Source organism: Leucobacter sp. VD1, from assembly GCF_037150695.1.
Lineage (GTDB): Bacteria > Actinomycetota > Actinomycetes > Actinomycetales > Microbacteriaceae > Leucobacter.
The window spans coordinates 286594-312555 of sequence record NZ_JBBCPO010000001.1; the positions used below are offsets into that span (position 1 = coordinate 286594).

22 protein-coding genes and 1 riboswitch are annotated in these 25962 nt (G+C 68.0%); of the genes, 14 read left to right on the forward strand and 8 right to left on the reverse strand.

Annotated elements, in window-relative coordinates:
- The first annotated feature begins 57 nt into the window (after nt 1–57).
- Nucleotides 58–167: riboswitch (TPP riboswitch) on the forward strand.
- From WFL22_RS01465 to WFL22_RS01490, 6 genes are all read left to right on the forward strand, one after another.
- Nucleotides 162–1265, forward strand: a complete 1104-nt coding sequence (locus WFL22_RS01465) for a thiamine ABC transporter substrate-binding protein (RefSeq protein ID WP_336991180.1) — start codon at nt 162–164, stop codon at nt 1263–1265. It overlaps the preceding riboswitch by 6 nt.
- A gap of 1 nt (nt 1266) precedes the next feature.
- Nucleotides 1267–2979 (forward strand): ABC transporter permease, encoded by a 1713-nt coding sequence (locus WFL22_RS01470; protein WP_336991181.1) that lies wholly within the window; start codon nt 1267–1269, stop codon nt 2977–2979.
- The gene (locus tag WFL22_RS01475) at nt 2979–3539 is read left to right on the forward strand and encodes a hypothetical protein (RefSeq protein ID WP_336991182.1); all 561 of its coding nucleotides are present in this window, start codon (nt 2979–2981) and stop codon (nt 3537–3539) included. Before WFL22_RS01470 ends, WFL22_RS01475 begins: the two co-directional genes overlap by 1 nt.
- Nucleotides 3540–3705: 166 nt before the next feature.
- Complete coding sequence (gene purN, locus WFL22_RS01480; RefSeq protein ID WP_336651474.1) at nt 3706–4317, forward strand: phosphoribosylglycinamide formyltransferase; 612 nt, start codon at nt 3706–3708, stop codon at nt 4315–4317.
- Between the two features lie 150 nt (nt 4318–4467).
- Nucleotides 4468–6126 carry a bifunctional phosphoribosylaminoimidazolecarboxamide formyltransferase/IMP cyclohydrolase gene (purH, locus tag WFL22_RS01485; protein ID WP_336991183.1) on the forward strand — a complete coding sequence of 553 codons (1659 nt, stop codon included), beginning with the start codon at nt 4468–4470 and terminating at the stop codon, nt 6124–6126.
- Nucleotides 6127–6194: 68 nt separating this feature from the next.
- Nucleotides 6195–6548, forward strand: coding sequence for a hypothetical protein (locus WFL22_RS01490; RefSeq protein ID WP_336651472.1), 354 nt, complete (start codon nt 6195–6197; stop codon nt 6546–6548).
- 156 nt (nt 6549–6704) lie between these two features.
- Here the strand turns inward: WFL22_RS01490 and WFL22_RS01495 are convergent, their stop codons facing one another.
- The 3 genes from WFL22_RS01495 to WFL22_RS01505 all read right to left on the reverse strand — a co-directional run bounded on the left by WFL22_RS01495 (nt 6705) and on the right by WFL22_RS01505 (nt 9844).
- Nucleotides 6705–7091, reverse strand: a complete 387-nt coding sequence (locus WFL22_RS01495; protein WP_336991184.1) for an META domain-containing protein — start codon at nt 7089–7091, stop codon at nt 6705–6707.
- 61 nt (nt 7092–7152) lie between these two features.
- Nucleotides 7153–8676, reverse strand: coding sequence for an aldehyde dehydrogenase (NADP(+)) (locus WFL22_RS01500; RefSeq protein WP_336991185.1), 1524 nt, complete (start codon nt 8674–8676; stop codon nt 7153–7155).
- Between the two features lie 142 nt (nt 8677–8818).
- Complete coding sequence (locus WFL22_RS01505; RefSeq protein ID WP_336991186.1) at nt 8819–9844, reverse strand: agmatine deiminase family protein; 1026 nt, start codon at nt 9842–9844, stop codon at nt 8819–8821.
- A 381-nt stretch (nt 9845–10225) separates the two neighbouring features.
- On the opposite strand from WFL22_RS01505, the gene WFL22_RS01510 reads away from it, so the two are divergent.
- The 3 genes from WFL22_RS01510 to WFL22_RS01520 all read left to right on the forward strand — a co-directional run bounded on the left by WFL22_RS01510 (nt 10226) and on the right by WFL22_RS01520 (nt 13200).
- Entirely contained in the window at nt 10226–10582 is a 357-nt protein-coding gene (locus WFL22_RS01510; RefSeq protein WP_026937595.1) for a cupin domain-containing protein, read from the forward strand.
- Nucleotides 10583–10821: 239 nt separating this feature from the next.
- Complete coding sequence (locus WFL22_RS01515) at nt 10822–12318, forward strand: APC family permease (protein WP_026937596.1); 1497 nt, start codon at nt 10822–10824, stop codon at nt 12316–12318.
- Nucleotides 12319–12420: 102 nt separating this feature from the next.
- Entirely contained in the window at nt 12421–13200 is a 780-nt protein-coding gene (locus tag WFL22_RS01520) for a gamma-glutamyl-gamma-aminobutyrate hydrolase family protein (protein WP_336991187.1), read from the forward strand.
- A 138-nt stretch (nt 13201–13338) separates the two neighbouring features.
- Here WFL22_RS01520 and WFL22_RS01525 read toward each other — a convergent pair whose 3' ends face one another.
- Together WFL22_RS01525 and WFL22_RS01530 are read right to left on the reverse strand one after the other, a co-directional pair.
- Nucleotides 13339–13797 (reverse strand): flavodoxin domain-containing protein, encoded by a 459-nt coding sequence (locus WFL22_RS01525; protein WP_026937598.1) that lies wholly within the window; start codon nt 13795–13797, stop codon nt 13339–13341.
- A 66-nt stretch (nt 13798–13863) separates the two neighbouring features.
- A complete protein-coding gene (locus WFL22_RS01530) occupies nt 13864–15141 on the reverse strand; it encodes an FAD-dependent oxidoreductase (RefSeq protein ID WP_336991188.1) in 1278 nt (425 codons plus the stop codon).
- A 252-nt stretch (nt 15142–15393) separates the two neighbouring features.
- On the opposite strand from WFL22_RS01530, the gene WFL22_RS01535 reads away from it, so the two are divergent.
- The 5 genes from WFL22_RS01535 to WFL22_RS01555 all read left to right on the forward strand — a co-directional run bounded on the left by WFL22_RS01535 (nt 15394) and on the right by WFL22_RS01555 (nt 20519).
- Nucleotides 15394–16632 (forward strand): cytochrome P450, encoded by a 1239-nt coding sequence (locus WFL22_RS01535; RefSeq protein WP_336651465.1) that lies wholly within the window; start codon nt 15394–15396, stop codon nt 16630–16632.
- A gap of 153 nt (nt 16633–16785) precedes the next feature.
- Nucleotides 16786–18222: a glutamine synthetase family protein gene (locus WFL22_RS01540; RefSeq protein WP_336651464.1), complete on the forward strand. Its 1437-nt coding sequence runs from the start codon at nt 16786–16788 to the stop codon at nt 18220–18222.
- Nucleotides 18219–18944, forward strand: a complete 726-nt coding sequence (locus WFL22_RS01545; protein ID WP_336991189.1) for a substrate-binding periplasmic protein — start codon at nt 18219–18221, stop codon at nt 18942–18944. The genes WFL22_RS01540 and WFL22_RS01545 overlap by 4 nt, the downstream gene beginning before the upstream one ends.
- Nucleotides 18944–19669, forward strand: coding sequence for a gamma-glutamyl-gamma-aminobutyrate hydrolase family protein (locus tag WFL22_RS01550; RefSeq protein ID WP_026937603.1), 726 nt, complete (start codon nt 18944–18946; stop codon nt 19667–19669). The genes WFL22_RS01545 and WFL22_RS01550 overlap by 1 nt, the downstream gene beginning before the upstream one ends.
- A gap of 124 nt (nt 19670–19793) precedes the next feature.
- Nucleotides 19794–20519, forward strand: coding sequence for a type 1 glutamine amidotransferase (locus tag WFL22_RS01555; protein ID WP_035733492.1), 726 nt, complete (start codon nt 19794–19796; stop codon nt 20517–20519).
- A gap of 196 nt (nt 20520–20715) precedes the next feature.
- Here the strand turns inward: WFL22_RS01555 and WFL22_RS01560 are convergent, their stop codons facing one another.
- Genes WFL22_RS01560 through WFL22_RS01570 form a run of 3 tightly spaced genes read right to left on the reverse strand, consistent with a single transcriptional unit; the run spans nt 20716 to nt 25925 of the window.
- The gene (locus WFL22_RS01560; RefSeq protein WP_035733496.1) at nt 20716–21435 is read right to left on the reverse strand and encodes a cache domain-containing protein; all 720 of its coding nucleotides are present in this window, start codon (nt 21433–21435) and stop codon (nt 20716–20718) included.
- On the reverse strand, nt 21432–22187 hold the full coding sequence (locus WFL22_RS01565; RefSeq protein ID WP_336651462.1) for a FadR/GntR family transcriptional regulator: 756 nt from the start codon (nt 22185–22187) through the stop codon (nt 21432–21434). Before WFL22_RS01565 ends, WFL22_RS01560 begins: the two co-directional genes overlap by 4 nt.
- 12 nt (nt 22188–22199) lie before the next feature.
- A complete protein-coding gene (locus WFL22_RS01570; protein ID WP_336651461.1) occupies nt 22200–25925 on the reverse strand; it encodes a multifunctional oxoglutarate decarboxylase/oxoglutarate dehydrogenase thiamine pyrophosphate-binding subunit/dihydrolipoyllysine-residue succinyltransferase subunit in 3726 nt (1241 codons plus the stop codon).
- Nucleotides 25926–25962 lie beyond the last annotated feature (37 nt).

Here is a 25962-nt window from a genome sequence, read left to right on the forward strand (position 1 = left end):
CCCGATCCGCCCGCCCGAGTCATTGGCCTGGCCGCCCGCCCAAGCTGTTAGGCTGGACAGGCAATCCACGGGAGTCCCAACGCGAGGGGCTGAGAGGGAGCACGCGTGCTCCGACCGTTCAACCTGATCTGGTTCATTCCAGCGGAGGAAGGAAGCCTTCAATGATGCCTGCACGCCCCACGCACACCCCCGCCCGTCGTGTCGCCGCCCCGCTCATCGCGCTCGCCGCGGTCTGCGGTCTCGCGCTCACCGGCTGCGCGGGATCCGCCCCCGACGGCCAGGCCGAGACCGAGAAGGTCACGCTCGTCGTGCACGATTCGTTCCCGAACGACGAGGTCGCCGCGGCCGCGAGCGCCGCCACCGGCTACGACGTCGAGGTAATCTCCGCCGGCGACGGCGGCGAACTCACCAACAAGCTGGTGCTCACCGCGGGTGCCCCCATCGCCGACGCCTTCTTCGGCGTCGACAACATCTTCGCCTCGCGGCTCATCGAGCGCGACGTCGTCGAGCCCTACCGACCGGCCGGGTTCCCCGACAGCGGCCTCGCGTTCACGATCGACGGCGAAGGCGCAGACGGCGAGCCGTTCTCCCTCACCCCCGTCGATCACGGCGCCACCTGCGTCAACATCGACCCCGCCTGGTTCGCCGAGCAGGGGCTGGCCGAGCCCGCCACCTACGAAGATCTCGCAAAGCCCGAGTACGCCGCGCTCACCGCGCTGCTCGACCCGACCGCATCCTCGACCGGGGCTTCTTTCCTTGTGGGCACCGTGGCGCAGTTCGGCGAGGACGGTTTCGCCGACTACTGGCAGCGCCTCACCGACAACGGCGCCCGCATCGAGCAGGGCTGGAGCGACGCCTACTACGGCCAGTTCACGCAGGGCGGCGAAGGCGGCACGAAGCCGATCGTCGTCTCCTACGCCTCGTCGCCCGCGTTCACCGTCGACGACGAACTGACTGCGAGCCGCACGCGGGCACTGCTCGACACCTGCACTCGCCAGGTCGAGTACGCTGGCGTGCTGCAGGGCGCCGCGAACAAGGCCGGCGCGCAGGCTGTCGTCGACTACCTGGTGTCGCACGAGTTTCAGCAGACCATCCCCGACGCCATGTACATGAGCCCCGTCGACGCATCGGTGGAGATGCCCGAGGCGTGGGCGAAGTTCGCACCCGAGCCCGCCGAGGGCCAGACCCACGACCTCGCGCCCAGCGTGATCGAGCGGGGCCGCGAGGGCTGGCTGCAGACCCTGGGCGATACGATCGGGCTCTGACGTGGCGCGGCGGAGCAGGACCGCCGCGCGCACGAGCGCGTGGGCCGTCGCGGGGTGGACCCTCGCGACGGCCCTGCCGCTCGCCTTCCTGATCGTCTTCTTCCTGTGGCCGGTGCTCTCGCTCGTGGCCACGGGCTTCACCGACGACGGCCGCCTCGATCTGGGGGCCGTGCCGGAGGTGTTCGGGGCGGCCCGCACCTGGCGGGTCATCGGTCAGACCCTGCTGCAAGCCGGTCTCGCCGCGGCGCTCGCGGTCGTGCTCGGCGTGCCCGCCGCCTACGTGCTGTACAAACTCGACTTCCCTGGGCGCACGCTGCTGCACGGGCTGATGACGGTGCCCTTCGTGCTGCCGACGGTGGTGGTGGGCGTCGCCTTCTCGGCGCTGTTCGGGCCGGCGGGGCCGCTCGAATGGCTGGGGCTCGACCGCACGCTCACCGTGCTGGTGCTCGCCCTCGTGTTTCCGAACGTCGCCGTGGTGGCGCGCACGGTCGGCAGTTTCTGGGCGCGGCTCGACGACAGTTCAGCGATGGCGGCGAGGGTGATGGGGGCTGGGCGGATCCGTGCCTGGTGCACCGTCACGCTGCCGGCTCTTGCACCCGCTCTCGCATCGGCTGCGGCCCTCGTGTTTCTCTTCTGTTCCACATCGTTCGGCATCGTGTTGATTCTTGGCGGGCGCGAGTTCTCGAACGTCGAGACCGAGATCTACAGGCTGACGGTGCAGTTTCTCGATCTGCGGGGGGCTGCCGTGCTGTCGCTTGCGCAGTTCGCCATCGTTGCTGCGACGCTCGTGGTGTCGGCGCGGCTGCGACGCGCGGGCGAGCGGGCCGTGGAGTTGCGCGAGGACGCCCCCCGCGAGCGGCGGCCCGGCCTCGCAGAGCTCCCCGCGATCTTCGTCTTCGCCTGCACCGCGCTGCTGCTGCATGCTGTGCCGCTGCTGACGCTCGTGATCCGCTCCCTGCGCGGCCGCGACGGCGACTGGACGCTCGCCAACTACGCGGCGCTTGTGCAGCCGCCAGCCGAGCTGCCGCTCGACGCCCCGGTTGCGCAGGCGGTGTGGCTGTCGATCCGCATCGCGGCCATCGCGGCTCTGCTCGCGCTGGTGCTGGGAATGCTCATCGCGCTGGTGCTGTCGCGCAAGCCTGCCGCGCCCGGGCTACGGCGCGCTCAGGGCCTTTTCGACGGGCTCGTGATGCTGCCGCTCGGGGTGTCGGCGGTGACCCTCGGTTTCGGCCTGCTCATCACGATGCACCGGCCCCTCGGCATCGGCTTCGATCTGCGCACCTCGACGGTGCTGATCCCGGTTGCGCAGGCGCTGGTGGCGCTGCCGCTCGTGGTGCGCATTCTGCTGCCGGTGCTGCGCGGCATCGATGAGCGGATCCGCTTCGCCGCGGCGACCCTCGGCGCCGCCCCGATGACGGTGCTCGGCACCATCGACCTGCCGCTGCTCGGCCGCAGCGCGGGCCTCGCGCTCGGGTTCTCCTTCGCCGCGTCGCTTGGCGAGTTCGGGGCGACCTCGTTTTTGGTGCGGCCCGGGGCGCAAACCCTGCCGGTCGCGGTGGGCGAACTGATCGGGCACCAAGCACCAGGCAGCTACGGTGCGGGTCTCGCCGCGGCGGTGCTGCTGGGCACGCTCACCGCGGCCATCATGCTCATCGCCGAGCGGCTGCGAGTTGACGGACGCTGGGGCGGGCGACGGCAAGGGGAGCTGTTCTGATGGAGGATCGTTTCGACGTGCTGCTCATTGACGGGCGCTCGGGATCGGGCAAAACCTCGCTTGCCGCGCGCATCGTGCGGGAGCTGCGCGGGGCGGGCGCTGCCGGCGCTGATCCGCATGATCCGCATCATTCCACTGCCGAGCCGCAGTTGCTCCGCGTTGAAGATCTCTACCCGGGGTGGGACGGGCTCGCCGAAGGATCCGCCGCGCTCGCCGCAGTGCTCGACGAGGGCCGCTACCACCGCTACGACTGGTATGCCGGCACCTTTGCTGAGGAGCATCGCATTGCACTCCGCCCGCCGCTCGTGATCGAAGGGTGCGGTGCGATCACGGCCCGCAACCTCGCAGCGGCCCGCCGCTGGGCCGTGCGGGCAGCGGGGGAGAGTGCGGTGGTGCGCAGCCTCTGGCTCGACTGCCCCGACGAGGTGCGCCGATCCCGAGCCCTCGCCCGCGACGGCGACAGTTACGCCCCCCACTGGGACCGCTGGGCCACCCAGGAAGACACGCTCTACGCCGAACACGAGCCGTGGCGCCTCGCCGACGACGTGCGGCGGGTGTGATCTTGCCCGCCCTTCGATATGAGTTCTGCCGTCAATAGGGCATTCCTGGGCGGATCCGCCATATCTCAGGCGGATTCCATATCGACGGCAGGTTCCAGATCGGCGGCGGATTCGAGGTGCCGGGGCCGAGCGGTCGGGCAGCGCCGCGCCGGGTAGACTGGTTGCCGTGCTGAAACTTGCGGTTCTGATCTCCGGCGGCGGCAGCAACCTGCAGGCGCTGCTCGAAGCTGCGACCGATCCAGAGTTCCCCGCGAAGATCGTGTGCGTCGGCTCCGACACCGATGCCCCCGGCCTCGCCCACGCCGAAGCCGCAGGCGTGCCCACCTTCGTGGTGCGACCCCGCGACTACGCCTCACGAGAAGAGTGGGGGCAGATGCTCGCCGCCGCCATCCAAGAGCACGGCGTCGGCACCGGCCCCGAACCCGGCCTCGTCGTCAGCGCCGGCCTCATGCGCATCCTGCCCGCGGGCTTCGTGCGCGAATTCTCGCCGCACCTCATCAACACCCACCCCGCACTGCTGCCGCTCTACCCCGGTGCCCACGCCGTGCGCGACGCGCTCGCCGCCGGTGCCACCGAAACCGGCGTCACCGTGCACATCATCGACGAGGGCGTCGACACCGGCCCCGTACTGCGCCAGGCGCGCGTCGATATCCGCGACGGCGAGAGCGAAGAGGCACTGCACGAGCGCATCAAACAGCTCGAACGCCCGCTGCTCGTGCAGACCGTGCGCGAGATCGCGCTCGGCAAGCTCGAGCTGACCGCCGCAGCCCAGGTTTGAGCCCTCCAACACACCCCTGACCGCCAACGATATGAGCCTCGCCGAGCACCGCACCCCATCGGAGTAGCACCCGCTCGCAGTATCAGCCCCTGATCGCCACCGGATCCGCACCCCGATCCGCACCGCCTCCCAGACCAAAAGGAACCCCACATGGCAGTCCAGAGCCACGACCCCAGCCTCTACGAGCACCGCGACCTGGTGCCCGTGAGGCGCGCCCTCATCTCAGTGAGCGACAAGACCCGCCTGCTCGACCTCGCAGCCGCACTCGCAGAAGCCGGCGTCGAGATCGTCTCCACGGGCTCGACGGCCGCCACCATCCGTGACGCCGGCCACCCGGTCACCGACGTCTCCGAGGTGACCGGCTTTGCTGAGGCCCTCGACGGCCGCGTGAAGACCCTGCACCCCGCTGTGCACTCCGGCCTGCTCGCCGACCTGCGCCTCGCCGACCACCGCGCACAGCTGCAGCAGCTCGGCTTCGCCCCCTTCGAGCTCGTCGTGGTCAACCTCTACCCCTTCGAGCAGACCGTCAACTCGGGCAAGCCCGCCGCCGACGTCATCGAGAACGTCGACATCGGCGGCCCCGCGATGGTGCGCGCCACCGCGAAGAACCACGCCAACGCGGCAATCGTGGTGTCGCCCGGCCGCTACGACGAGATCATCGAGGCGGTGCGTGCCGGCGGCACGACCCTTGCGCAGCGCCGCTCGCTCGCAACCGAGGCCTTCGTGCACACTGCACAGTACGATGCCGCTGTGGCGAACTGGTTCCTTGACCAGGAAGACGCCGCGTGGGGCGACGCCCCCGCAGACGACACCCCCGCAGAAGACGGCTCGATCGACAGCATCTTCGAGACCACCGAGGGCTACGTCGGCTACGAGGTGTTCGGTCTGCGCGAGGCGGTGCTGCGCTACGGTGAGAACAGCCACCAGCGCGCCGCCCTCTTCACCGAAAATGAAGGCGCCGGCATCGCCCAGGCCACGCAGCTGCACGGCAAGGAGATGTCGTACAACAACTACGTCGACGCCGATGCCGCCCTGCGCGCCGCCTTCGACCACGAGCGCCCCGCAGTCGCGATCATCAAGCACGCCAACCCCTGCGGCATCGCGGTCGCACCCGAGGGCGCCGCAGACCCCATCGCCGCCGCACACGAACTGGCGCACGCCTGCGACCCGATCTCCGCGTTCGGTGGCGTGATCGCCGCCAATCGCATTGTCACCGCGAAGATGGCCGAGACCGTCGCCGGCATCTTCACCGAGGTGATCGTGGCGCCCGGCTTCGAGCCTGACGCGCTCGCGATCCTCACTCAGAAGAAGAACGTGCGGCTGCTCGTACTGCCCGCCGACTTCACTCCCAGCCCCGTCGAACTGCGTCAGGTATCGGGCGGCTTCCTGCTGCAGGACGCCGATCGCAGCTTTGCCCCGGCATCTGAGTGGCAGCTCGCCACCGGTGAGCCGGCCGACGCTGCCACCCTCGCCGAACTCGAGTTTGCGTGGCGCGCCTGCCGTGCCGTGAAGTCGAACGCGATTCTGCTCGCGCAGGGCGGCGCCTCGGTGGGCGTCGGCATGGGCCAGGTCAACCGTGTCGACTCCTGCCGCCTCGCGGTGGAGCGTGCGGGGGATCGCTCGCGCGGTGCAGTCGCCGCGTCGGACGCCTTCTTCCCCTTCGCCGACGGTCTGCAGGTGCTGATCGACGCCGGCGTGCGAGCCGTCGTGCAGCCGGGCGGGTCGGTGCGCGACCCCGAGGTCATCGAAGCGGCGCAGGCCGCCGGGGTGACCATGTACTTCACGGGCGAACGCCACTTCTTCCACTAAGCCTGAAGCCATGCGCCGGACTCTGACGGCGCACGCGGTACCCGAAGCACCCCTACATTGGAGAACACATGGAAATCGTCAAAGGCATTCTCGTCGTGCTGCACCTCGTCGGCTTCGGCGCGGTGTTCGGCGGCGCGCTCGCGCAGCTGCCCGCTGTGAAGGCCGGCCGCGCACGCATCACCCCCGGCATTCTGCACGGCTCCTCGCTGCTGTTCGCGACAGGCCTGCTGCTCGTCGCGTCGATCTACATGCTCGGCAACGAGCCCAACAACATGAAGATCGGGGTGAAGACCCTCGTGCTCATCGCGATCATCGTGGTCATCCTCGTGAACCGCAAGCGGGACAGCGTGCCCGGTAGCGTCATCGGTGCGGTGGCGGGCCTGTCGCTTCTCAACGTGGCACTGGCGGTGCTCTGGCACTGAGCCGCGAGCTGCTGAGCTGAAATCGGCCCGGCCCATCTTTGGATGGGCCGGGCCGATGTGCGTTGGGGGCGGGGGCTAGGGGTGTGAGGCCGGGGCCGGCGGCATGTGGTGGCGGATCGCGGTGTCTCGCGGGCGGCGGATCGCGATCCGCCTGACTCAGCCGTCTGCGCGTTGCAGCGTGCCGATCTCCACGCCGCCCTCATCGAGCAGGGTGAGCGTGTTCCCGGAGAGCTCGGCCGAGCGGGCGAGGCTCAGCCAGGTGTCGACGCCCTCGCAGAACATGCGCGTCGAGTGCATGGTGCCGAGGTCGACAGTGTGGTCGGTGCCGGTGTCATCGCGCCAGCGGCCGCCGACCCCGTTGCAGCCATCGTTGCCGGTGTAGCTGCCGTCGGGGGCGAAGACGATTGAGGGCTCGCCGCTGGTGCCCGGGGCGCCCCAGGCGCCGATCACCGACGGTTCGTTGGCCGCGGTGCAGGCGCTGAGCGCGAGCAGCCCGGTGAACGCCGTAGCGGAGAGCGCCAGCACACGCAGAGATCGGTTCATGCTCCCACCCTAGGGTCGTCTCCTATGGAATTGCCCCGAGCTTGAAGGGGTGCTGGGGCCCTCAGCGCCAGCGGGCGCCCCACTGCTTCGACTCACCGGCGGGGGAAATTGCCTGGGGCACGCCGAGCGGGTTGTCGTCGCGGAGGGCCTCGGGCAGGAACGCGGCGGGTGCGTTCTGGAACGCGACCGGCCGCAGGAAGCGGGTGATCGCCGCGGTGCCCACCGAGGTGCTCGTGTCGTTGGAGGTGGCGGGCCACGGGCCGCCGTGCTGCTGCGCGGGGGTGACGGCCACACCGGTCGACCAGCCGTTGAAGAGCACGCGGCCCACCTGGCGGCTCAGCGCGGCGACGAGGGCGCGGAGCTCCTCGGCGTTCGCGGTCTCACCCGTCGCCTCGGCTGCGCTGAGGTGCAGCGTGCCGGTGAGGTTGCCCTCGTAGAACTCGGGCATGAGGGCCGCGAGATCGGTGCCATCAGGAGTTTCGACCAGGATCGCGAGCGGGCCGAAGGCCTCCTCGACGAGCGCCTCCTTGCCGCGGCGGAAGTCGTCGAGCGACACAGTGACGACCGTGGGGGTGGCCCAGCCCTGCCCCGCCTCGTCGAAGCGGATGCCACCCGGAACCACGGCGCTCACGCCGGGCGAGGCGAGGATCGCGGTGCGACGCTCTTCGAAGCTGCGGGCGATGCGCGGGTCGAGCAGACGGTGCTCGGCGAGGAAGTCGCCGGCCGCGGCGGTGATCGCCGCAGGAAGCGCCGAGCCTGCCGGCACGAACACGAAGCCGGGCTTGGTGCAGAGCTGGCCGGCCGAGCCCGAGACGCTGGTGAGGAAGCCCTGGGCGATCTCCTCGGCGCGCTCGGCGATGGCGTCTGCCGTGACGAACACCGGGTTCACGCTGCCGAGTTCACCGTAGAACGGGATCGGGGCAGGACGGGATGCGGCGATGTCGGCGAGCAGACGGCCCACGCCGATCGAGCCGGTGAACGCGCCGGCCTTCACCCGCGGATCCTTCAACACTGCGACGCCAGCCTCTCGGCCATGGATGAGGTGGAAGACGCCCGCGGGCATGCCTGCCGCGGCGAGCGCTTCGCGCGCGACCTCGGCGGTTGCGTCGGAGAGTTCGGGGTGGCCGGAGTGCGCCTTCACGATGAGCGGGCAACCCGCAGCGAGGATCGAAGCGGAGTCTCCGCCCAGCACCGAGAACGCGAAGGGGAAGTTCGAAGCCGAGAAGTTGATGACGGGGCCGAGCGGCAGCAGCGTGCGGCGCACGTCGGGCCGCACGCCGAGTGCGAAGTCGGCGTCGGCGGGGTCAATGCGGGCGTCGAGGTAGCCGCCATCGACGAGGGTGTCGGCGAACAGCCGCAGCTGCACGGCCGTGCGCACCACTTCGCCGTTCAGGCGGGCCTCCGTGAGCCCGGTCTCGCGCATCGCGATCTCGACGAGGCGCTCTTTCGCGGCTTCGAGTGCGTCGGCGACTGCCACGATCGCTCGGGCGCGGTCGGTGGGGGCCGTAGCGGCGAAGGCGGGCGCGGCTGCGGCGGCTGCGGCGACGACGGCCTCGAGTTCGGGGGAGAGCGCTTCGTTGGTCATGGGGAGATTGTGCCACGCGCGCGCATGCCGTGTGCCGCCGGTCTGCACAGTTGCAGGGTGGGGAGCCGTGCGGGCCTGATAGCGCAACGCCCCTGCGGCCGGAATGATCCGGCCGCAGGGGCGTTGCGCGAGTGCAGGTTGCTTAGGCGACCTTGGGCTGCTGCTGCGTGATGCAGTGAATGCCACCGCCGCGCGCGAAGAGCGGGCGGGCATCGATGCCGACCAAGGTGCGACCCGGGTAGACCTCGCGCAGTGTGGCGAGGGCGCGATCGTCTGCGGGATCGCCGAAGGCGCAGGCGAGCACTGCGCCGTTGAGCACGACGTGGTTGATGTAGCTGTAGTCGACGAAGCCTTCTTCGTCGCGCAGCGTCTCAGGTGCGGGCATGTCGATGATCTCGAAGCCTGCGGAGGTGTCGGTGCGGTACTGCTCGGCCACGGCGCGGTTGGTCTTTGCGATGACGTGATCGGGGTGCGATTCGGCGTCCTGGGGGTGCATGAGCAGCACCTCGGGCGTTGCGAATGCGGCGAGGATGTCGGAGTGCCCGCGAGTGCCGAAGGTGTCGTGGTCGCGGGTGAGGCCGCGGGGCAGCCACATGGCGCTGGTGGTGCCGATGGTGCGTGCGAGTTCGGCTTCGACCTGCTCCTGCGTCCATCCGGGGTTGCGGCCCGGATCGAGCTGCACGGTCTTGGTGAGGATGACGCGGCCGGTGCCGTCGACCTGGATGCCGCCGCCTTCGTTCGTCATCTCGGAGTTGATGAGTTCGGCGCCGGCGGCTTCTGCGACGATGCGGCCGATGTGCTGGTCTTTGTCCCACTGGGCCCAGTCCTGGCCGCCCCAGCCGTTGAAGACGTAGTTCACGGCACCGAGTCGGCCGTCGTCACCGATGACGAAGCTGGGCCCGATATCGCGCATCCAAGCATCGTTGAGGGGCGCGGTGATGCGGTCGATCTGCGCCGAGAGGTACTTCGCTGCGATGTCTTCGTCGCCCGGGTTGACGACGACGGTGACGGCTTCGAACTCGCTGGCGGCGTTCGCGACGGCTGCCCAGGTGGTGCGGGCTTCTTCGACCTCGGCCTCGGTTTCGCCGAGGGTGTAGCCGCTGGTCGGCCACGCGAGCCAGAGCCGCTCCTGCTCGTGTCCCTCGATGGGCATGCGCCAAGTAGTCATGTGGTTGCTCCTTGAATCTCGCGGCGCCACCTCAAAGCAGGCAAGCAGGCCGCTAGCGTGCCAGTTTACCTGGCGCGTGAGGGCTGTGTCTCGGTCGGCGCGGTGACGGGGTGCCGGGTTGCGGGACCGTGGGGTCGTCCCTCACCGTTCGCGCACCGATCGACGTTCATGCACCGATTTCTCGGGGATCGGGGTGTTTGAACCTCGATCGGTGCGGGAAGATGGCGCGAGGGGGACGAGGGGGCGAGGGGGTGGGGTGGCGAGAGGGTGGGGGGGCGGATCGCGATCCGCCCCTTCCGCATAAATCATCTATCACGCTAAGGTTTAGTTGGCGGGCGCAGCTGCCCACCGTTTGACGAACATCCAACGATGGAGATTGCAATGACGCAACACGTTTCCGTGACCGAGGTTTTCGAGCGCATCGCCGATGCTGGGCCGCTGGGCGCTCCGTTGGGCACCTCGACGACGGGCCCCACGCAGACCTGGCTTGAGGAGTTCACTTCGGATTCCGAGAAGGGCGTGCACACCGGTTTCTGGCGCTGCGACCCGGGTGTCTCGGAGTGGGACTTCGCCGATATGGGTGAGGTGATCCATGTGCTGCGAGGTCGAATGGTAGTGACCGAGCAGGGTGGCGAGCCCGTCGAACTCGGCCCCGGCGATGTGGCGTCGTTTCCTGTCGGTTGGAAGGGAACGTGGGAGATTACCGAGGCGCTTGAGAAGTTTTACGTGATGCTCTGAACTGTTGTGCGGGCAGGGGCCGGGGTCGTGAGATCCCGGCCTTTGTCGTCTCGGCGACATCTGCTCGATAAATTCATGCATCTGTGCATGAATTTGTTTCCAATGTGTTGCGATATCGATTTCGTTGCCGCGCATCGCTTGCGATTCAAAATCATCTACATGTAGTTTGTATTTGGCGATCCCGTTGGCGACGGCGGGTGCGCCACTACCAGCAGACGTACAAGGGAGTACTTGCGACCATGTCAGACAATACAACCGTCGTGGAGCACGACGAGGACGCGGCTCATCTCGCGTCCCTCGGCTATTCCTACGACACCACCTTCAAACGAGACATGACCTTCTGGGGCAACGTCTCGCTCGGTTTCACCTACTTGTCACCGATCGCCGGCGTCTACTCGATGTTCGCGATCTCGCTCGGCACCGCCGGGCCTCCCATGGCGTGGGCTGTGGTGATTGCCCTCGTCGGTCAGTTCCTCGTTGCGCTGGTGTTCGGCGAGGTTGTTTCGAACTATCCCGTCTCGGGTGGCGTTTACCCGTGGTCGCGGCGCTTGTGGGGTCGCAAGTGGGCGTGGATGAACGGCTGGATCTACGTGGTCGCGCTCGTCGGCACGATCGCCGCGGTCGCCTACGGCGCGGCTCCCTTCGTGGGTGCGGTGTTCGGTGCTGAGGTGAGCGCCGGCACGACGGTGGCGATTGCGCTGGGCACGCTCGTGGTGGCGACGCTGCTCAACTTCTCGGGCACGAAGGTGCTGAGCTGGGCTGCGACTGTCGGCCTCATCGCCGAGATGATCGGCGCGCTCGTGATCGGCGGCTACCTACTGCTCTTCGGTCGCCAGTGGGACTTCTCGATCTTCTTCGACAACATGGGGATCGGTCTCGACGCCCCCGGTGGCTACCTCGGGGCGTTCGCGGCTGCAGCGCTGATCGGTATGTACGCCTACTACGGCTTCGAAGCCAATGGTGACGTGGCCGAGGAGATCAAGAACCCGAGCTCTGTGGTGCCCCGGGCGATGCGCATGACGCTCTACATCGGCGGTTTCGCGACGATCCTGCTCACCTTCTCCCTGACGCTCGCGGTTCCGAACTTCATGGCGGTCGCCGACGGCGAGGTCGCCGACCCGATCGCGGATCTGCTGCAGCAGGCCTTCGGCCCGGTCTACCCGGTCGCGATGGCGGTCATCGTGATCGCGTTCGTCTCGTGCATCACCAGCCTGCAGGCCGCTGCGACCCGTCTCGTCTACTCGATGAGCCGCGACCACTTCCTGCCGGCGTCGAACTTCCTGTCGAAGTTCAACGAGCGCCGCCACGTACCGACGAACTCGCTGCTCACCGCGGCTTTCTTCCCGGCCATGATCTTGCTGCTCTCGCTGCTGCTCGAGGACGCCCTGACGGCGATGGTGAGCTTCGGCACCGTGGGCATCTACATCGGCTTCCAGATGGTGGTCTTCGCGGCGCTGCGAGCCCGCATCCTCGGCTGGCAGCCGGCGGGCAAGTTCCGGCTCGGTGCCTGGGCGTACCCGGTCAACATTCTCGCGCTCGTGTGGGGGTTGGCTGCGGTTGTCAATATCCTCTGGCCGCGTCCCACGGGCGGCGGCTGGGGCGAGGACTACCTGCTTATCATGACGACCGTCGGCGTTGTCGGCTTCGGCTGGATCTACATGCTGGCCTCGAAGGCGTACGCCAAGGGCGACGCGCCCGCCGGTGACGCGAGCGGGCCGATCCGCACCACGGTCTGATCCCGATTCGCCTCGCAACACACGACGGGAGTCCCGCCGCCCTGCCCCACAGAAGTCGGGGCAGGGCGGCGGGACTCCCGTCTCTCAGTAGAAAGGACCCCGATGACCGACCTCGTCGTCGACCCGACCCCCTTCCTCGCCGTGGGTGAGGAGGATCCGGATGGCCCGCTGATCCCGATGGTGGTGTCACTCACCTTCCCAGGGATGGATGCCCTGTCGCACAGGCTGCAGGACGAGTTCACGCGGATCGCGTTCGACGCGGTGCGCGCGGCGGGCGGCAGGCCGCGGCTCGTCGATTCGGCCGGCGCGCGTCTGGCGTCAGCGGAGGAGGTGCTGGGCGGTGCTGACGGAGTGGTGTTCCTCGGTGGCGGAGATGTCGATCTCGATTGTTACGGCCACGGCGGCCCGCCGCCGGCGAATCTGTACGGTGTGGATCGTCGCGCCGATGATTACTGCATCGGGTTGATCCGCGACGCGGTGGATCGTGATCTGCCGACGCTTGCGATCTGCCGCGGCTCGCAGTTGCTCAATGTGGCGTTCGGAGGCACCTTGATTCCTGACATCGGCAACTGGCCGATGCATAAGGGCGGCCCCGGTGAGGAGCTCTTCATCGACGAAGAGGTCATACTCGAACCCGGCTCAGAGATCGCGCGCATTCTGGGGCGTTCGCGCGCCATCGTGCGCAACGGCCACCACCAGGCCGTCGCGGAGGTCGCGCCCGCGCTGCGGGCGACGGCGCACGCGCACGACGGCATCGTGGAGGCGACGCAGCATCGCGAAGCGGCTTGGGTGCTCGGGGTGCAGTGGCATCCTGAGGAACCGGATGCGGATGCGGCGGATCGGGCGCTGATCTTCGGCGAGCTCGTGCGTCGGGCCGCCTGAGCGCGTTCGGCGGTGCGGCTTCCGTCGTGGCCAACATGCCTTCGCAGGGGTGCACTATGAGTGAATAGTGCACCCCTGCGAAGGCGTGTGCAGGAGGCGGGGACCCTGAGGCCGAAAGCCAACGGTCGCCCGGGTCGGCTACACCGTGGCGGAGGCCGCTTCGAGCACGCCGGGCAGCCACTCGAGCGCGACATCGCTGCCCATGTCCCATGAAGAGGCGTCGTGGCGGCCGTAGTCGCCCACCCGCTCGGCGCCCTGCTGCGCGAAGCGGCGGTCGATGTGCTCGCTGCCCTGGCTGTACGTCTCTTCGTAGAAGGTGTCGCCGAGCCCGAACATGGCGTAGCGCACACCGGTGAGATCGGGCAGCGCAGCGTCGAAGGCCTCGGCGAACGGGATCGCCGTGTTGGGTAGATCTCCCTCGCCGTGCGTGGAGCACACCACGATGGTGAAGCGCTCGGGGGTGAGCTCTGCCGGGTCGAAGTTCTGCAGGTCGAAGACCTCCACATCGTCGTGGGTCTCGCGCAGCTTCGCGCCGAGATCCTCGGCGATGAGCTCGGAGTTGCCGGATTCGGTGCCGTAGAGAACCGTGAACTTCACAGCTGGTTTCCTCTCAGAAGGAGCGTTGTGCTCGGTGGTCGGGGGTCGAGCCCGGGGCTCGGTGGTCTACGCCCCGCGGGCGATGTCGATCATGCGGTCGTGGTCGGGAAGCTTGCGTCTGACCCGGTCGGAGGCGGCGAGGGAGCGCTCGTGCTCATCGAGCCTGAGCCACTGCTCGTAGCCGATGGCGCGATCGCGCACCTCCGCGGCGAGCCCGTCGAAGCCGAGTGTAGACGGCGAGGCCGACAGCGAGCCGTCCGCCAGGTCTGCCACGATCTCGTCGGAGACGGCCTTCGCGCACGCGCGGTTCTCGGGGATCGCACCGCGCGGTCCCCGCTTTGCCCAGCCGGTGCGATAGAGGCCGGGCTCGACACGGCCGGTCTCCGCGCCCGCGGCGGTGAGAGCCGCAAAGGCGTGGTCGGGGTGCGCCGCGAAACCGATCGCCGTGACCACAGAGCTTGCGGGCACCACGATCACCTCGTCGCCGGCTGCGAACTCGACGCCCTCGACTCGGTGCTCGCCGAGCACCCGCAGCGGGGTCAAGCCGAAACGCAGCGTCACTTCGGGCCCGGTGCTGCGGGGGCGATCCGCTGCAATCATTTCGCGGATCGCGGCAACGCGCCCAGCCGCAGCTCTGTCGAGCGCCTCGCCGGCATTGCCTGCCTCGATGGGATCGGGTGAAGAGTAGACGGCGCGGGGGAGTGCCGCGAGTTCTTTCAGCATCTGCGGGTCGCCCTTCGAATCAGGGGCTGCGGAGCGGCTGACAAGGGTGACGCGCTCGGCGGGGGCTGCAAGGTAGGCGTCAAGCGCCTCATCTGCGACGTCGCTGCCCTCGTAGGCGGCGCGATCCTTCACCAGGAAGCGCAGCACATCGAGCGCCACGTTGCCGCCGCCGATGATCACCACATCGGAGCCCAGCGCGGGCAGCGGCGCGGCCGCATCGGGATGGGCGTTGAGGGTGCGCGTGATGGCACCCGCGCCGATGACGCCCGGCAGCTCGGCCCCCGGGATGCCGAGCTCGCGGTCGGCGGTGAGGCCGGTCGCGATCACGACCGCGTCGAACAGTTCGCGCAGCTGCGCGAGGGAGACGTCGCGACCTACCTCGATGCCGCCGGCGAAGCGCACCGCCTCGTGTTGAAAGAGCCTGTCGAACTGCCGCGTGATGGCCTTGGTGTGCTGGTGATCGGCGGCGACGCCGTAGCGCACCAGCCCGAAGGGCGACGCGAGGCGGTCGAAGATGGTGAGTTCGCAGCCCGGCACGGCGCGCAGCAGTGACTGAGCGAGATAGCAGCCCGCGGGGCCGCTGCCGATCACGGCGATCTTCGGGGTCGTGGATGACGACATCGCAGCTCCTTTGCGGTGCGGTGCGGCAGGGGGAGTTTTGGCACAGTGCCACGATCCGGTGCTTCGTTGCAATCCGGTCGATGTCATCAGTGTAGCGCTAAAGATGTGTTGAGTGAATGATTTTTCCTGATATTCCCCAATTGGCCCACAGATTCCCCTGACGGGCTTGCGGAATAAAACATTCACAGATAACTTATTTACCACCGGCCGCTCGTGAAACTGAGCGGATCAGAATTCGACAAAGGAGTACGGATGACCGGAGAGACGATCCAGGCTGACGTCCCGTATCTCGACATCGCCTCGCCCGAGTTCGCCATGAACTCGGAAGCGGTGCGAGACGCCCGCGAACGCAGTTGGTACGCGAAGACCAACTACGGCTACGGTGTGCTGCGCTACAAGGAGGTCACCGAGCTGCTGAAGCACCCGAGCCTCAACCAGGGCAGCGCGAAGTGGCCCGACCACCACGGCGTGCACTCCGGCATCTTCTACGAGTGGTGGGCGAAGAACCTGCTCGTGCTCGAAGGAGAAGAGCACCACCGCATCCGCCGCCTGCTCAACCCCGCCTTCTCGCCCAGCGTCGCGCGCAAGCTCGAACCCGAGTTCGCTGAGATTGCGAACGAGCTCATCGACGGCATGAAGCAGAAGCACGCCCGCGGCGAGCAGGTCGAATTCGTCGCCGACTTCTCCGAGCCCTTCGCCACCCGTGCACTCTGCGCCATGATGGGCCTCGACCACGACCACTGGCCCTTCATCGCCTCACGCGCCAACACCGTCGGCTACGCGCTCAGCGTGACCATCAAAGAAGACATCGACCGCGTCGACGAGGCCGTACAGGAACTCTACGACTTCGTGGGCCGGCTCATCGACGAACGACGCGAACAGCCCGGCGATGACGTCGTCTCGCGCCTCGTGCAGTTCTCGCAGGCCGACGACAAGCTCAGCGACGCCGAACTGCGCAACGCCCTCGTGCTCATGCTGTTCGGCGGCATGGACACCACGCGCAACCAGATCGGCCTGCTGCTGCAGACCTTTATGCGCAACCCCGAGCAGTGGGAACTGCTCGCCCAGGATCCCGCGAAGTACGCCAAGCCCGCCCTCGAAGAGGGCCTGCGCGTCAACCCCACCACCCGCTGGGTCACCCGCGAAGCCAACGAAGACTTCGAGTTCCACGGCCTCGAAATCGAAAAGGGCACCACGGTGCACCTCTTCACCATGTCGAGCGGCACCGATCCCGAGGCCTTCCCCGACCCCGACATCGACCTCAACGCCGGCAGCGAGCCCGGATCCGAACGCCGCAAGCAGCACCACACCTTCGGTGGCGGTGTGCACCACTGCCTCGGCCACTACATCGCCCGCGCCGACATGAGCGTCGCCCTGCCGCTGCTCGCCCAGGCCTTCACCGACATCTCCTGCCCCGGCGGCGACGAGTGGCTGCCCGACTCCGGCAACCACGGCCCCGTGCGCCTGCCGATCACCTTCACCGTGCGCTGACACCGCGCGCCCCGCAGCGGCAACGCCCGCATCGCGGCCGGGACACCTGATCCGCACTCATGAACGCGGCCGGGACACCTGATCCGCACCCATGAACGCGGCCGGGGCACCCGATCCGCACCAGACAGACCTTCCAAAGACGAAAGGAACCACATGTCCGACCTCACAACAGGAGGGCGCTTCGGCGCCGCCCTGCGGGAGATCCTCGCCGACGACACCGCATTCTCGCGGCACCAGGCGGCGAACCTGCGACCCGAGACCGTGCAGGCGCTCGGCGACCGCATCCGCGAGTCCGGCGTCAAATACATCTACTACATGCTGCCCACCCTTGGCAGCCGCACCGTTGCCAAGGTGGTGCCCGCTGAACTCTACGAGCGCATGCTGAAGAAGGGCATCGCTTTCCACCGCACCGCCCTCACCGATCTGCAGACCAGCCGCGAGGGCGAACTGATCGGCGGCGGCGTCGATGCACACGAGTTCTGGGGCCTCCCCGAACCCGAGACCTTCCAGGTGCTGCCCTGGGATACCGAGGTCGGCCGCATCTTCTGCACCGCCTACGATCCGCCCCACCTCGGCGAAGGCGGCGGCCGGCTCGTCGCGCTCGACACCCGTGCCCTCTTCAAGGCCGCGCACCGCGGCTTCACCGAGCGCACCGGCCTCGAACTGCGCAGCGGCCTCGAACCCGAGATGACCTGGATCGGCCCCGGTATCGAACCCATCAGCAAGCAGGATCAGAGCCCCGCCTATCAGGTCGAGAACCTCGAGAAGATGCGCCCCGTCTACAAGAAGGTCATCAGCTACGGCCAGGCGCTCGACTTCACCATGATCCAGGGCGACTACGAAGACGACGGCCAGATCGAACTCAACTGGGACTACGACCGCGCCGACCTCACCGCCGAGCGCATGACCACCTACCGCCAGATCTGCAAGCAGGTGGCACGCGAACTCGGCCTCGAAGCGAGCTTCATGGCCAAGCCCTACAACGGCAAGATGGGCAATGGCTGCCACCACAACCTCAGCCTGTGGCGCGTCTCGGAAGACGGCCCCGCAGAGAATGTCATCGAAGACGGCCGCGTCGAACTGCACGCCACGCAGACTGCGCGCCACGCGATCGGCGGCCTGCTGCTGCACACGCCCGGCTCGATGCTCGTGATGGCCTCCACGGTCAACTCCTACAAGCGCTACTGGGATGCGGGCCAGTTCGCACCCTCAGGGGCCGACTGGGGTCTTGACACGCGCGGCGTCGCGATCCGCATCTCCGCGAACGGTCGCATGGAGTACCGCCTGCCCGATGCGAGCGTGAACCCCTACCTGTCGCACCTCTACCTGCTCGCCGCCATCGAGCACGGTCTCGAAGCGCAGATTGACCCGGGCGACCCGGGCCAGCTCAGCGAAGCCGCGCAGGGCGGCGCAGTGCCGAACACCCTCGGCATGGCCATCGAATCGTTCGAGGCCGACGAGTACCTCATGGGCGCCATGCCCGAAGAGCTCACCCGCATCTTCTTGCAGCTCAAGCGCGACGAATGGGCGCGCTACTGCGGCATCATCACGCAGTGGGAATTCGATCAGTACTGGGAGGCAATTCCGTGACCACCGACAACCGAACCATCAAGCTCGCCTGCATCGACTCAGAGGCGCTGCCGCTCTTCTCCAAGAGCACCGACGGCCGCACCCGAGGCGGCTACGAACCCGAAGCGGCCGCCCTCGTCATGTCGCGGCTCGCCGGAGGATCTGCCGACATCGAATGGGTGATGGTGCCCTGGGAAGAGATGATTCCCGCAGTGCGCCGCGGCGACGCCGACGCCGTCTGGTGCGGCCAAGGCATCACCCCCGAACGCGCAGCGCAGGTCGACTTCACCAAGCCCTACGCCGTGTTCAATGAAACCCTCATCGTGCGCGCCGACGATCCCGCCCGCTCACCTGAGCAGCTGGCAGGCTACAAGATCGGTGCGATCGCAGGCTCCACCAACATGAAGCTCGCCGAGACCTTCCCCGGCGTCGAACTCGTCAGCTTCGGCGCGAGCGACGACGTCTTCAGCGACATGATCGAGGCCACACGATCAGGCGAGATCGACGGCTTCGTCGACGACGACGTCGTGATGATCCCGCTCGGCCAAGAAGACCCCGACTTCGTCGAGGCCTTCACCGTGCAGACCGGCAATCGCTGGGGGATCGGCGTCGCACCCGGCAACGACGCGCTGCGCCAGGAGATCGACCGCGCCATCGAGGATGTCATCGCCGACGGCTCGCTCGAAGCGGTCTGGCGCAAGTGGATGCCGCTGCTCGACTTTCCGCTAGTAGGCGAGGCGTAATGGCGGCCCTCCGCGGCGATCGGATGCCGCGCATCGGCGTGACGGGGATGTGGTCGAACCAGATCCACGGCCTGCGCTTCGACGGCAGCGCGGTCGCCGCGGCGGTGCTGCGTTCCGTGATCCGGGCGGGCGGCGAACCGCTCACCCTGTTCGCCGAAAGCGCGCTGCCGCCGGAGGAACGGCTGCGCGGCCTCGATGCGCTGCTCGTGCCGGGCGGATCGGACATCGACCCGCGCCGTTACGGGCAGGAGCCCGTCGCCGCCGTCTCGCCCGCCGACTTCGCCGAGCAGGACGACTTCGAAGCCGGCATGCTGGCCGCGGCGATCCGGATCGGGGTGCCCGTGCTCGCGATCTGCCGTGGCTTCCAACTGCTGAACATCGAATACGGCGGCACGCTCGTGCAAGACGTTGAAGCCGACAGCCCCCACCGCAACTCAGTGCACGACGTCGAACTCGAAGCAGACTCAGCGCTCGCCGCAGCGATCGGCGCCTCAAGCCTGCCCGTGTCGTCGTACCACCACCAGGCGATCGACCGCGTCGGGGAGGGGCTGCGCGTCACCGGGCGCGCACCCGACGGCGTGGTCGAAGCAATTGAGCACCCCGACGCGCCGCTCATCGCCGTGCAGTGGCACCCGGAGGACAACGCCGCGGCGGACGAGCGCCAGCACGCGCTCTTCGCCTGGCTCATCGAGGAGGCACGGGCGAGAATGGGGCGAGACGCATGACGGCGGCACCGGCAGCCGGGTCGCCCGCCCCGGGGTCGCGGTGCCGCGTGCTGCGGAGCGGAGATCTCGCTCGGCAGGTGGCGGCGGATCAGAAGCAGGCGGTTGAGAACAGAAGGGAAACGGAATGCGCAGTGCACGAGTGCTGGTGATCGAACATCAGCAGAACGCGGGGCTGGGACAGCTATCGGATCGGCTCATCGAACACGGCTTGAACCTCGAGACCGTGGGGCCCGACGCCGGCGCCCCCGTGCCCGAAACGCTCGACGGCTATGACGCGCTGATCGTGCTCGGTGGGGCCATGGGCCCCACCGAAGACGAGCAGGCACCCTGGCTGCCTGCCACCCGCAAACTGCTGCGAGACGGCGTCGAACAGGGAGTGCCGACCCTCGGCATCTGCCTCGGCGCGCAGCTGCTCGCCACCGCCACCGGCGGCCACGTGCGCACCATGCCGGCGGGCCCAGAAGTGGGGCTGCTCGATGTCGGCTTCGCCGCTTCGGCTGCCGGCGATCCGCTCTTCGGAGACCTCGCAGGCACCTCGGTGCCGGCCGTGCAGTGGCACTGGCTTGAAGCCGACAGCCTCCCAGAAGGCGCCCAGCTGCTCGCGTCGAGCCCCGCCTGCCGCAATCAGGCGTTCCGCATCGGAGCTGCGGCGTGGGGAGTGCAGTTTCATCCCGAGGCGCTCGGAGGCACCGCGCAGGACTGGGTGGACGAGGATCGTCAGAGCATCGACGACCTCGGCCTCGAGGAGGCCGTGCTTGTGGGCGACGTGCGCGCGGCCGAACCCCGGCTCGGCGCCGTCTGGCTGCCGATCGCCGATCGCTTCGCCGAGCTCGCCCAGCGCAGCGCCTGATCCGCCCCCCCGCGCCGCCCCCCGCGCCGCCCCCCGCGCCGCCCCCCCCGCGCCGCGCCCCGGCCCACGCGCTCCCGTTGAGTCGGTCCCTTTGTGCCGAGCCGGCCTGCAATTCACGCGAATAGCAGGCCGGCTCGATACATTTGAGCCGACTCGGTGAGGCACGAAATGGAGAGGCCGGCTCGACGCGCGAGTTCTAGGCCTCGGCGCGGTAGATCAGGTGCACGTCGGCACCCTCGGGGCCGATCCGCTTGCGGGTCAAGCCATCGAAGCCACCGCCCGTCTCAGGCACAAACACCCCAGAGAGCAGCCGCGACGAGTTGCCCACCAGCACATTGCCGTGACGGCCCACAAGCGCCATCTCGGTGCCGCTGCGCTGCAACAGCGGCAGCAGCTCGGTCTCAAGATCAGCCACCTGAATGTCATTGCCGATCGCGCCCACCCGCACGCCGCCAACACTTGCCGGCACCGTCAGCGTCAGCACGTAGGCCTCAACACCCAGATAGTCGATATAGGGCCCCACCAGCGCCGGGGTGCCCTCGTGGAACGCCCTGATAAACCACTCATGGTGTTCGTAGTCGTAGTAGCGGTCGGCACCGGGCACCACACCGAACGAGTAACGGGCAAAGCGCGTCTCATCCTCGCGCACCCACCACTCCAGATGACCACGCTCGAAGCTCAGCACCGAACGCGCAAAAATCAGCCCGCAGCCATCGACAACAGCATTGTCGGCGAGATAACGCACGGCAAGCCCACGCAGCCGACGCCGCACCGTCTCACCCAGATCGAGCCGGCCCGCCTCATCGAGCGTCAGCAGCGCCGTAAAATCATGCGACAGCTTCTCAAGGTGGGCGAAGCGGTCATGCAACCAGCCGTCAACCCCGGCGATCGCCGCCGAAAGCTCCGCCGCGGTCACGACAGCTCCTCCGAAGCGTCGAGCGCCAGCTTGCCATCAACGATGAGCTGCATGTTTCCCCTGACGTGCTCCACGGCGAGCCGTTCGGCCTCATCGGCCTGCTGCTGCTCGATCGCCATCGCGATCGCGAGATGCTCCGCGAAAGCCTGCTGCACCGAAGCGCGGCAGATCGCATCGCACCACAAGAACGGAGCCAGCTCCGAGTGCAGCCGCTGCTCACCCGACAGCAGCCGGCGCGAATGGCTGAGCACCGCGATCTCGAAGTGGAAACGGCTGTCGGCCAGTGAACGCTCACGACCGTTGCGCCCCTCCCGAGCCTCGAATGCGAACTCCGCGAGCCTCGTTCGCATCCCCGGCTGCGTGCGCTCAGCAGCCAGACGCGCCGCCATCCCGGAGATCGCCGCGTGCTCATCGAAGAAGTCGCGCAACGCCACCAGACTCGTGCGCGCCAACGACGACCGCAGCTCCTGCGGTGACGGAAACGGTGCCTGCACCACAAAGGTGCCGCCGTTGCGGCCCCGTCGGGTCTCGACAATGCCGTGCGCGCGCAGTTCGGCGAGCGCCTTCCGCAGCGTCGCGACCGCAACCCCGAACTGCGTGGCGAGCTCAGCCTCGACGGGCAGGCGCTCGCCTACGGTGAGCACGCCCATAGAGATCGCCGCAGCGATCCGCTGGGCGATCCCGCCGACACTCGGGCCGCCGGGATCGCTCTCGCCGTGCTGAGGGGTTTGCCCCAGCGGGGGTTTCTGCACCCGTGCCCCCGATCAGGATTCGTCGTCGAAGCGGAGCGCGCGCGCGATGAGGCGCTCCTGCTCGACTGCGTGCACCTTCGCCGAACCCGTCGACGGGGCCGCAGAAGCGGGGCGGGAGACCACGCGGATACGATCGTTCGCCAGATGCTTCGAGAGCTCAAGCGAGATGAACGGCCACGCGCCCTGGTTCTCGGGCTCATCCTGCACCCACACCAGCTCAGCGCCGGGGTACTGGGTGAGCACGCGGCCCAGCTGTACGTTCGGCACCGGGTAGAACTGCTCCACCCGCACCAGCGCCACCCGCGGGTCGGGTCGCTTCTCGAGCGCGGCGCGCAGATCGTAGTAGACCTTGCCCGAGACGAGCACCACCCGCTCCACCGCCGCGTGGTTCTCGATCGTGGGATCGTCGAGCACGGGCTGGAAGGTGCCGGTGGTGAAATCTTCGACGGCGGAGGCCGCGCCGCGCAGGCGCAGCATCTGCTTCGGCGTGAATACGATGAGCGGCTTGCGGGGACGCGCGTAGGCCTGACGCCGCAACAGGTGGAAGTAGTTCGCCGGCGTCGAGGGGCGGGCGACGATCATGTTGTCTTCGGCGCAGAGCTGCAGGTATCGCTCGATGCGCGCCGAGGAGTGATCCGGCCCCTGACCCTCGTAGCCGTGGGGGAGCAGCATGACCACCGAGGAGCGCTGACCCCACTTCTGCTCGGCCGCGGCGATGTATTCGTCGATCACCGCCTGCGCCGTGTTGGCGAAGTCACCGAACTGGGCCTCCCACAGCACGAGCGCGTCTTCCCGCTGCAGCGAGTAGCCGTACTCGAAGGCGAGCGCCGCGTACTCGGAGAGCAGCGAGTCGTAGATCCAGAACCGAGCCTGATCGTCGGAGAGGTTGAGCAGCGGGATCCACTCCTGGCCGTTGGCCCGGTCGTGGAACACCGCGTGCCGCTGCGCGAAGGTGCCGCGGCGGGCATCCTGGCCTACGAAGCGCACCGCGGTGCCCTCCATCAGCAGCGAACCGAGCGCCAGCAGCTCGCCGAAGCCCCAGTCGATCCCGCCCTCACGGCTCATCTCGACCCGCTTGTTGAGCAGCTGCTGCAGCTTCTGATGCACCGTGAAGCCCTCGGGCTTGTTGCCGAAGGCGTCACCGATGCGCTCGATCACGGCGCGATCCACCGCGGTCTCCAGCGGTGCCGGCCCGGGGCCGCCCACCTCGGCGACTTCACCGATGCCGCCGGAGCCCACGATCGGAATCGACCCGGTCTGCGCGGCGTGCGTCTCCTGGAAGGCGACCTCGAGGCGATCCTGGAAGTCTTGCTTGGCCTTCTCGTACTCTTCCTCGGTGATATCACCGCGGCCCACCAGAGCGCTCGTGTAGAGACGGCGGGTGGATCGCTTCGCCTCGATGAGGTCGGTCATGAGCGGCTGCGTCATCGAGGGATCGTCGCCCTCGTTGTGACCGCGGCGGCGGTAGCAGACGAGGTCGATGATGACGTCGATGTGGAAGCGCTGGCGGAACTCGTAGGCCAGCTTCGCGACCCGCACCACCGATTCTGGGTCGTCGCCGTTCACGTGGAAGATCGGGGCCTGCACGACCTTGCCGATCTCGGACGAATACACACCCGAGCGCGAATCGAGCGGCAGCGTGGTGAAGCCCACCTGATTGTTGATGATGATGTGGATCGTGCCGCCCGTGCGGTACGCACGCAGCTGCGACATCTGCAGCGTCTCGTAGACGACGCCCTGGCCCGCCATCGCCGCATCGCCGTGCACGAGCACGGGCAGCGTGGTGAAGGAGCCGATGGGCTTCAGATCTTGCTTCGCGCGCACGATGCCCTCGAGTACACCGTCGACGGTTTCGAGGTGTGACGGGTTCGCGGCAAGGTGCACCGGCACCTGTGTGCTGTTCGGGGCGGTGAAGACGCCCGAGGTGCCCAGGTGGTACTTCACATCGCCCGAGCCGGCCTTCTGCGACTGAGCACCCTCGAACTCGCGGAAGATCTGGCCGTAGGTCTTGCCCGCGATATTCGACAGCACGTTGAGGCGACCGCGGTGCGCCATACCGATATCTACGCTGTCGACGCCGTCTTCAGCGGCGTCGATGAGCATCGCATCGAGCAGCGGGATCACGGACTCGCCGCCCTCAAGGCTGAAGCGCTTCTGACCTACGTACTTCGTCTGCAAGAAGGTCTCGAAGGCTTCGGCCTCGTTGAGCTTTTCGAGGATGCGCATCTGCTCGTCGCGGCTGGGCTTCGCGTAGGGCACCTCAAGCTGCTCGCGCAGCCACAGCCGCTGCTCAGGGTCTTGGATGTGCATGTACTCGATGCCGATCTTGCGGCAGTAGGAGTCGCGCAGCACGCCGAGAATGTCGCGCAGCTTCATGGTGCGCTTGCCACCGATGCCGCCCGTGACGAACTCGCGGTCGAGATCCCAGAAGGTGAGGCCGTGATTCTCGATCTCAAGGTCGGGGTGGGTGCGCTGCACGTATTCGAGCGGATCGATGTCGGCCATGAGATGACCGCGCACACGGAAGGAGTTGATGAGTTCTTGCACGCGGGCCGTCTTGTCGACCGCACCCGAAACATCGACGTGGATGTCTGTGGCCCACTGCACGGGCTTGTAGGGGATGCGCAGGGCCGCGAAGATCTGCTCGTAGAAGCGGTGGCCGCCCGTGAGGCGCTCGTGGACGAGCTTCAAGAACTCGCCGGAACCGGCGCCCTGGATAACGCGGTGGTCGTAGGTGCTGGTGAGCGTGATCGTCTTCGAGATGCCCAGGCGCACAAGCACCTCTTCGGATGCGCCCTGGAACTCGGCCGGGTATTCGAGCGCGCCGGCGCCGATGATGGAGCCCTGCCCGCTCATGAGGCGTGGCACCGAGTGCACGGTGCCGATGCCGCCCGGGTTGGTGAGCGAAATCGTGGTGCCCTGGAAGTCTGCGGCACCCAGCTTGTTGTTGCGGGCGCGCTTCACGAGGTCTTCGTAGGCTGCCAGGTACTCGTTGAAGTCGAGGGTTTCTGCGCGCTTGATGCTCGGCACCAGCAGCGAACGGGTGCCGTCGGGCTTGGGCACATCGATGGCGATGCCGAGGCCGATGTGTGCCGGTGCAACGAGTGATGGCTTGCCGTCGATCTCGGCGTAGGCCACGTTCTGGCTGGGGAACTCCTTCAGCGACTGGATCAGCGCCCACCCGATGAGGTGCGTGAACGAGACCTTGCCGCCGCGGCTGCGCCGCAGGTGGTTGTTGATGACGATGCGGTTGTCGATCAGCAGCTTCGCCGGGATGGTGCGCACGCTCGTGGCGGTGGGCACGGTGAGGCTCTGATCCATGTTCTTGGAGAGCGTGCGGGCCATACCGCGCAGCGGAGTGACGGTGTCTTCCTGCTGCACCTCGGTGGCTTCTGAACGGGCAGCGGTGCGCGGCGCATCGGCGGGGATCGGGGTCTCGCGGGGAGCCGCGTTGGTGGTGCGCGCAGGCTGCGTGGAAGTGGGAACCGACCCTGTCGCAGGGGCGGCAGGCGAAACGACAGCGGGCTGCGCGGTGGCCTTCGGCTTGGGCACGGCGGCCGTCGATGCGGCCGGGGCTCCGGAGGACTGCCCGTACTGCTCGAGCACGGGCCACCACGATCGATCTACTGAGTTCTTGTCGAGCTGGTACTGCTTCCAGAGCTCATCGACGAGCCACTCGTTCGCACCGAAATCTCCTGCGGGACCAACCTGACCGGTGGTCTCCGTGCGCTCCGCCAAAGCGACTTCCCTTCGTAGATGTGGTAAGTGGCAACTC

Excerpts from the sequence above, each read along its gene's own strand:
- WFL22_RS01465 (WP_336991180.1), top strand. The coding sequence starts at position 162 with ATGATGCCTGCACGCCCCACGCACACCCCCGCCCGTCGTGTCGCCGCC.
- WFL22_RS01475 (WP_336991182.1), top strand. The coding sequence starts at position 2,979 with ATGGAGGATCGTTTCGACGTGCTGCTCATTGACGGGCGCTCGGGATCG.
- purH (WP_336991183.1), top strand. The coding sequence starts at position 4,468 with ATGGCAGTCCAGAGCCACGACCCCAGCCTCTACGAGCACCGCGACCTG.
- WFL22_RS01490 (WP_336651472.1), top strand. The coding sequence starts at position 6,195 with ATGGAAATCGTCAAAGGCATTCTCGTCGTGCTGCACCTCGTCGGCTTC.
- WFL22_RS01495 (WP_336991184.1), bottom strand. The coding sequence starts at position 7,091 with ATGAACCGATCTCTGCGTGTGCTGGCGCTCTCCGCTACGGCGTTCACC.
- WFL22_RS01500 (WP_336991185.1), bottom strand. The coding sequence starts at position 8,676 with ATGACCAACGAAGCGCTCTCCCCCGAACTCGAGGCCGTCGTCGCCGCA.
- WFL22_RS01505 (WP_336991186.1), bottom strand. The coding sequence starts at position 9,844 with ATGACTACTTGGCGCATGCCCATCGAGGGACACGAGCAGGAGCGGCTC.
- WFL22_RS01510 (WP_026937595.1), top strand. The coding sequence starts at position 10,226 with ATGACGCAACACGTTTCCGTGACCGAGGTTTTCGAGCGCATCGCCGAT.
- WFL22_RS01515 (WP_026937596.1), top strand. The coding sequence starts at position 10,822 with ATGTCAGACAATACAACCGTCGTGGAGCACGACGAGGACGCGGCTCAT.
- WFL22_RS01520 (WP_336991187.1), top strand. The coding sequence starts at position 12,421 with ATGACCGACCTCGTCGTCGACCCGACCCCCTTCCTCGCCGTGGGTGAG.
- WFL22_RS01530 (WP_336991188.1), bottom strand. The coding sequence starts at position 15,141 with ATGTCGTCATCCACGACCCCGAAGATCGCCGTGATCGGCAGCGGCCCC.
- WFL22_RS01535 (WP_336651465.1), top strand. The coding sequence starts at position 15,394 with ATGACCGGAGAGACGATCCAGGCTGACGTCCCGTATCTCGACATCGCC.
- WFL22_RS01540 (WP_336651464.1), top strand. The coding sequence starts at position 16,786 with ATGTCCGACCTCACAACAGGAGGGCGCTTCGGCGCCGCCCTGCGGGAG.
- WFL22_RS01550 (WP_026937603.1), top strand. The coding sequence starts at position 18,944 with ATGGCGGCCCTCCGCGGCGATCGGATGCCGCGCATCGGCGTGACGGGG.
- WFL22_RS01555 (WP_035733492.1), top strand. The coding sequence starts at position 19,794 with ATGCGCAGTGCACGAGTGCTGGTGATCGAACATCAGCAGAACGCGGGG.